4 protein-coding genes and 1 pseudogene are annotated in these 5,455 nt (G+C 69.4%); 1 reads left to right on the top strand and 4 read right to left on the bottom strand.

Features of this window, described 5'->3' with window-relative positions; genetic code table 11:
- From ACIPSE_RS47150 to rhaI, 4 genes and pseudogenes are all read right to left on the bottom strand, one after another.
- A pseudogene (locus tag ACIPSE_RS47150) lies at positions 1-85 on the bottom strand ((Fe-S)-binding protein); the annotation flags it as partial.
- Positions 86-156: 71 nt separating this feature from the next.
- Positions 157-1,587: a rhamnulokinase family protein gene (locus ACIPSE_RS47145; RefSeq protein WP_401676367.1), complete on the bottom strand. Its 1,431-nt coding sequence runs from the start codon at positions 1,585-1,587 to the stop codon at positions 157-159.
- A gap of 8 nt (positions 1,588-1,595) precedes the next feature.
- Positions 1,596-3,635 (bottom strand): bifunctional aldolase/short-chain dehydrogenase, encoded by a 2,040-nt coding sequence (locus ACIPSE_RS47140; protein WP_401676365.1) that lies wholly within the window; start codon positions 3,633-3,635, stop codon positions 1,596-1,598.
- A 175-nt stretch (positions 3,636-3,810) separates the two neighbouring features.
- The gene (rhaI, locus tag ACIPSE_RS47135; protein WP_401676363.1) at positions 3,811-4,971 is read right to left on the bottom strand and encodes an L-rhamnose isomerase; all 1,161 of its coding nucleotides are present in this window, start codon (positions 4,969-4,971) and stop codon (positions 3,811-3,813) included.
- Positions 4,972-5,252: 281 nt separating this feature from the next.
- Between rhaI and ACIPSE_RS47130 the strand changes: the two genes are divergently transcribed.
- On the top strand, positions 5,253-5,455 hold a 203-nt coding region (locus ACIPSE_RS47130; RefSeq protein WP_401676361.1), incomplete at its 3' end, for an ATP-binding cassette domain-containing protein.

Here is a 5,455-nt window from a genome sequence, read left to right as displayed (position 1 = left end):
GCCTGGTCAGCAGTTTCACCACAGCGCGCCCGGTATCGGGATACAGCGTGTCGTTGACGCAGGTCAGGAACAGAGCGACACGCATCGCAGCTCCTTGGGTTTGATCATCGGATGGGTGCAGCCTAATGCGGGTTGGTTGACTGGGGGAGACCTCGCTCACGCTCTGTTGAGTCGTGCCTCCGCCGCGCGCCACGGTCCTGTGTCGCCCTGAGGCTCGTATCGAGTCAGGGGCTGTGTTCGGGTGAGCAGACGGCGCCCTTCCTCGAGGTCGCCGACCAGGCCGTGCGTCCGGGCCTGTACCAGTACGTTGCCGAGCGCCGCCGCCTCCGTCGGACCCGCGACCACCGGCAACCCACATGCGTCGGCCGTCAGTTGGCAGAGCAGCGCGTTGCGCGTACCCCCACCGACGACATGGACGACATCGACGGGCTGCCCCGCGAGCCTCTGAGCGTCCTCGATGGCCCGGCGGTGGGCCAGGGCGAGGGAGTCGAGGATGCATCGCGTGATCTCGGCCCGCGTCTCGGGCACGGGCTGCCCGGACGCCCGGCACGCCTCCGCGATCCGTTCCGGCATCCGGCCGGGCGCGAGGAACGCCGCGTCACCCGCGTCCACCACCGACCGCAACGCGGGTGCCTTTGCCGCGTCGAGCAGCAAGGCTCCCAACTCCGGCTCTCCCCAGTCCCGTACGCATTCCTGGAGCAGCCACAGCCCCATGATGTTCCGCAGGTAGCGGACGGTGCCGTCCAGGCCCAGCTCGTTGGTGAAGTTGGCGGTCCGGCTCTCGTCCGTCAGCACGGGCGAGTCGAGCTCCAGCCCCGCCAACGACCAGGTACCTGTGGAGATGTAGGCGAAGCGTGCCCCACTGGCCGGTACCGCTGCCACCGCCGAAGCCGTGTCGTGCGATCCGACCGCAGTCACCGGGACCGGCCCGGTGAGCCCGGTCTCGTCCAGCACCTCGGCACGCAACACCCCGGCAGGATCGCCGGGTTGCCGCAGCGGCGCGAACAGGTCCAGGTCGATGCCCAGCCGTGCGGCGACGTCGTGCGACCAGGTCCGCGTCCGGGCATCGATGAGCTGGGTGGTGGACGCGTTGGTCAGCTCGGTGCCCTGCTCGCCGGTGAGCCAGTACGTGAGGAGGTCGGGTATGAGCAACAGTCGCCGAGCGGAGGCTAGTTGTTCCTTGGCGGCGATCAATTGGTACAGGGTGTTGAAGGGCGCGTACTGCAACCCGGTCGCCGCGTACAACTCCTGCGGCGGGACGGTGGCCCAGACCTTCTCCGCGATTCCTTCCGTGCGGTTGTCGCGGTAGTGGACGGGGTTGGCGAGGAGTGCGCCGTCGGCGTCGAGGAGGCCGTAGTCGACGGCCCAGCTGTCGATGCCGATCGAGTCGACCTGTCCGGCGGCCCGCAGTCCGTCCAGCACACCGCCGTAGAGGGCGAGGACGTCCCAGCGCAGCCCTTCCGGAAGGCGCACCGGCCGGTTGGCGAACCGGTGCGCTTCGGTCAGCTCCAGGCTGTCGGGGCCGACGCGGCCGACCATGACCCGCCCACTGGAGGCGCCCAGGTCGACCGCGGCGTACGACTTCACGCGGGCGCTCACCGAAGGAACGCGGCGGCGACACCGGCGTCGACGGGGACGTGCAGACCCGTGGTGTGGGTCAACTCGCCGCCGGTCAGAGCGAAGACGGCATTGGCGACGTGCTCGGGGAGCACCTCCCGCTTGAGGATGGTGCGTTGGGCGTAGAACTCACCCAACTTCGACTCCTCCACTCCGTACACGGCGGCGCGTTGGGCGCCCCAGCCGCCGGCGAAGATCCCGGAGCCGCGGACGACGCCGTCGGGGTTGACACCGTTGACCCGGATGCCGTGCTCGCCCAACTCCGCCGCCAGCAGGCGGACCTGGTGGGCCTGGTCGGCCTTGGTCGCGGAGTAGGCGATGTTGTTCGGACCGGCGAAGACCGCGTTCTTCGAGGCGATGTAGACGATGTCACCGCCCAGCTTCTGCGCACACATCACCCGCGCCGCCTCCCGCGAGACCAGGAACGAGCCCCGCGCCATGATGTCGTGCTGAAGATCCCAGTCCTTCGCCGATGTCTCCAGCAGCGGCTTGGAGATGGAGATCCCGGCGTTGTTGACCACCAGGTCCACCCCGCCGAACGCCAGCACCGCCGCCTTGAACGCCTGCGCGATCTGCTCCTCGGAGGTGACGTCCACCCCCACCGCCACCGCCCGGTCGCCGCCTCCCAGCTCCTCGGCCACAGCGGCGGCGTTCTCGGCGTTGAGGTCCGCGATCACGACACAGGCGCCCTCGGCGGACAGCCGCTGCGCGATCGCCTTGCCGATCCCGCTGCCGCCGCCGGTCACCAGCGCCACGCGGGTGGCCAGGGGCTTGGGCCGGGGCAGGCGCTGGAGCTTGGCCTCCTCCAGCGCCCAGTACTCGATGCGGAACTTCTCCGACTCCTCGATCGGCGCATACGCCGAGACCGCTTCCGCGCCCCGCATCACGTTGATCGCGTTGACGTAGAACTCACCCGCCACCCGCGCGGTCTGCTTGTCCTTCCCGAAGGAGAACATCCCCACCCCCGGGACCAGCACGATCGCCGGGTCCGCACCCCGCATCGCCGGGGAATCGGGCAGCGCATGCCGCGCGTAGTACGCCGCGTACTCCTCCCGGTAGGCCGCGTGCAGCTCCTCCAGACGGGACACCGCCTCCTCCAGCGGCACTCCCGGGCCCACATCCAGGACCAGGGGACGCACCTTCGTGCGCAGGAAGTGATCCGGGCACGACGTCCCCAACGCCGCCAGACGCGGATGCTCCGCACGGGACAGGAACTCCAGCACGACATCGGAGTCGTCGAAGTGGCCGACCTGGGGCCGGTCCTGAGAGGCGAGCGCCCGGATGTGCGGGGCGAGAGCAGCCGCCCGCTCACGCCGAGCCGACGCGTCCAGCACGTCGTACCCCTCCAGCACCGCACCGAAGGGCTCGGGCTTGCCGTGTTCGGCGAGGAAGGCCTCGGCGGTGCGGATGATGTGCAGCGAGTTGGCCTCGCACTCCTGCGCCGACTCACCCCAGGCCGTGATCCCGTGCCCGCCCAGGATGCAGCCGATCGCCTGCGGGTTGGCCGCCTTGACCGCCGCGATGTCCAGACCCAGCTGGAAACCCGGACGCCGCCAGGGCACCCACACCACCCGGTCACCGAAACACTCCGCCGTCAGCTTCTCCCCGTCCGCCGCACACGCCAACGCGATCCCCGAGTCCGGGTGCAGATGATCCACATGCGCGGCATCCACCAGCCCGTGCATCGCCGTGTCGATCGACGGAGCCGCCCCGCCCTTGCCATGCAGACAGAAATCGAACGCGGCGACCATCTCGTCCTCCCGCTCCACGCCCGGGTAGACGTCCTGGAGCGCGCGGAGCCGGTCGAGCCGCAACACCGCCAGCCCGTCCTCGGTCAACGTCCCCAGGTCACCTCCCGACCCCTTCACCCACATCAGCTCGACATCGCCCCCGGTCACGGGGTCGGTGTCGGTGCCCTTGGCGGACGTGTTGCCGCCGGCGTAGTTGGTGTTGCGGGCGTCGGCACCGAGCCGATGGGAACGGGCGATCAGCGCGGCGGCTTCGGGATGGGCAGACATGGGCGTCCGGTTCCTTCACAAGAGACGGCGGGGGTCTTCGGGGGGCGCGGTGCGATGCGCGCCCCAAGGCGGTTACGACCGCGCGGTCACAACCGGTCGAGGCCGGTCGCAGTGGGCTGCTGGCGGGTGCAGCAGGCCGTGGACGTGTCGCGTCGGACGGCAACCACGCGAACGCTCACGCCCCCCACCCCGCCTGCTCCCCGCCCACCCGCTCGGCGACGATCTTCTCGGCCCAGCCGGACCGGCGGTACGCCGCCATCGGGTCCGCGTCCAGTCCCAGCTCCTCGCGGACCTCGCGCAGCAACGGCCGTACGTCCGTGTTGTAGGCGTCCATGAGGACGGCGTTGGCCTCGAGCACGTCCCCGGACCGCTGGGCCGCGCCGAGCGCGTCGCGGTCGACGAGGAGGGCCTTGGCGGTCGCCTCCTGGACGTTCATCACCGAGCGGATGATCGCCGGGATCTTGGCCTCGATGTTGTGGCACTGGTCGAGCATGAACGCGACGTCCGGAGTGAACCCTCCCCCGCGCACGACCTCGTACATGATCCGGAAGAGCTGGAACGGATCTGCGGCGCCCACCATGAGGTCGTCGTCGGCGTAGAAACGGGAGTTGAAGTCGAACGCGCCGAGCTTCCCCTCGCGCAGGAGCGTCGCGACGATGAACTCGATGTTCGTGCCCGGCGCGTGATGCCCGGTGTCCACCACGACCTGCGCCTTCGGACCGAGCTTGAGGCAGTGGGCGTAGGCCGTGCCCCAGTCCGGCACGTCCGTCGAGTAGAACGCCGGCTCGAACAGCTTGTATTCAAGGAGCATCCGCTGGTCGTCGCCGAGCCGGGCGTAGACCTCGGCCAGGCCCTCGGCCAGCCGGTCCTGACGCGCGCGGATGTCGTCCTGGCCCGGGTAGTTCGTGCCGTCGGCGAACCACAGCTTCAGATCCCGCGAGCCGGTCGCGTCCATGATGTCGACGCACTCCAGCAGGTGATCCACCGCCTTGCGGCGCACGGACGCCTCCGGATGGCAGACGCTGCCCAGCTTGTAGTCGTCGTCCTGGAACGTGTTCGAGTTGATCGCGCCGAGCCGCACCCCGCGGTCCTCGGCGTGCTTGGCCAGGGCGGCGTAGTCGTCGACCTTGTCCCAGGGAATGTGCAGGGCGACGGTCGGCGCGACCCCCGTGAAGGCGTGCACCTGGGCGGCGTCGTCCAGCTTCTCGCGCGGGTTGCGCGGCACGCCCTGTTGCGCGAACACCTTGAACCGTGTGCCCGAGTTCCCGTACGCCCACGACGGCGTCTCTACGGCCTGGGTCTTGAGCGCGGCCTTCACCGCGGAGAGCTCGGTCACCTGGGGGCTCCTGTGAACGTTGACTGAACGTCGATATGAAAGCGTCATTGTGAAACGATTCAAGACGGGAAAGTATGAGTCACCCGTTTGGGTGTCAACCCCTGTGACCGAGGCTGTTGCTCGTGACCCCGTCGTGACCTAAGAGTCTCGAAAAGTTTTCGACACGGACCCATTGACGTGACATGGCCGCCGTGCCTAACGTCCCGGCCAACCAAGTTGAAACCTTTCACGACGCCGTGAAGCAGCCCGGGCCGGTCCCGGGCGTCGTCGAGGAGCCCCTCATGACCCACCCGTCCGACGCGGGTCCGGCCCCGGTGCTGGCGCTCGAGGACGTTTCGAAGTCCTTCGGCGCGGTGCGCGCCCTGCGGGACGTGTCCCTGGAGTTGTACCCCGGTGAGGTGCATGCGCTCGCCGGGGAGAACGGTGCGGGCAAGTCGACCCTCATCAAGACGCTGGCCGGGGTGCATCGGCCGGATGCCGGCCA

The sequence above is a fragment of the Streptomyces sp. NPDC090106 genome, from assembly GCF_044747265.1.
Lineage (GTDB): Bacteria > Actinomycetota > Actinomycetes > Streptomycetales > Streptomycetaceae > Streptomyces.
This window is presented reverse-complemented; position numbering and strand designations above follow the sequence as displayed.

What these genes read in the sequence shown, in the direction of transcription:
- ACIPSE_RS47140 (WP_401676365.1), bottom strand. Translation starts at nt 3,635, where the DNA reads ATGTCTGCCCATCCCGAAGCCGCCGCGCTGATCGCCCGTTCCCATCGG.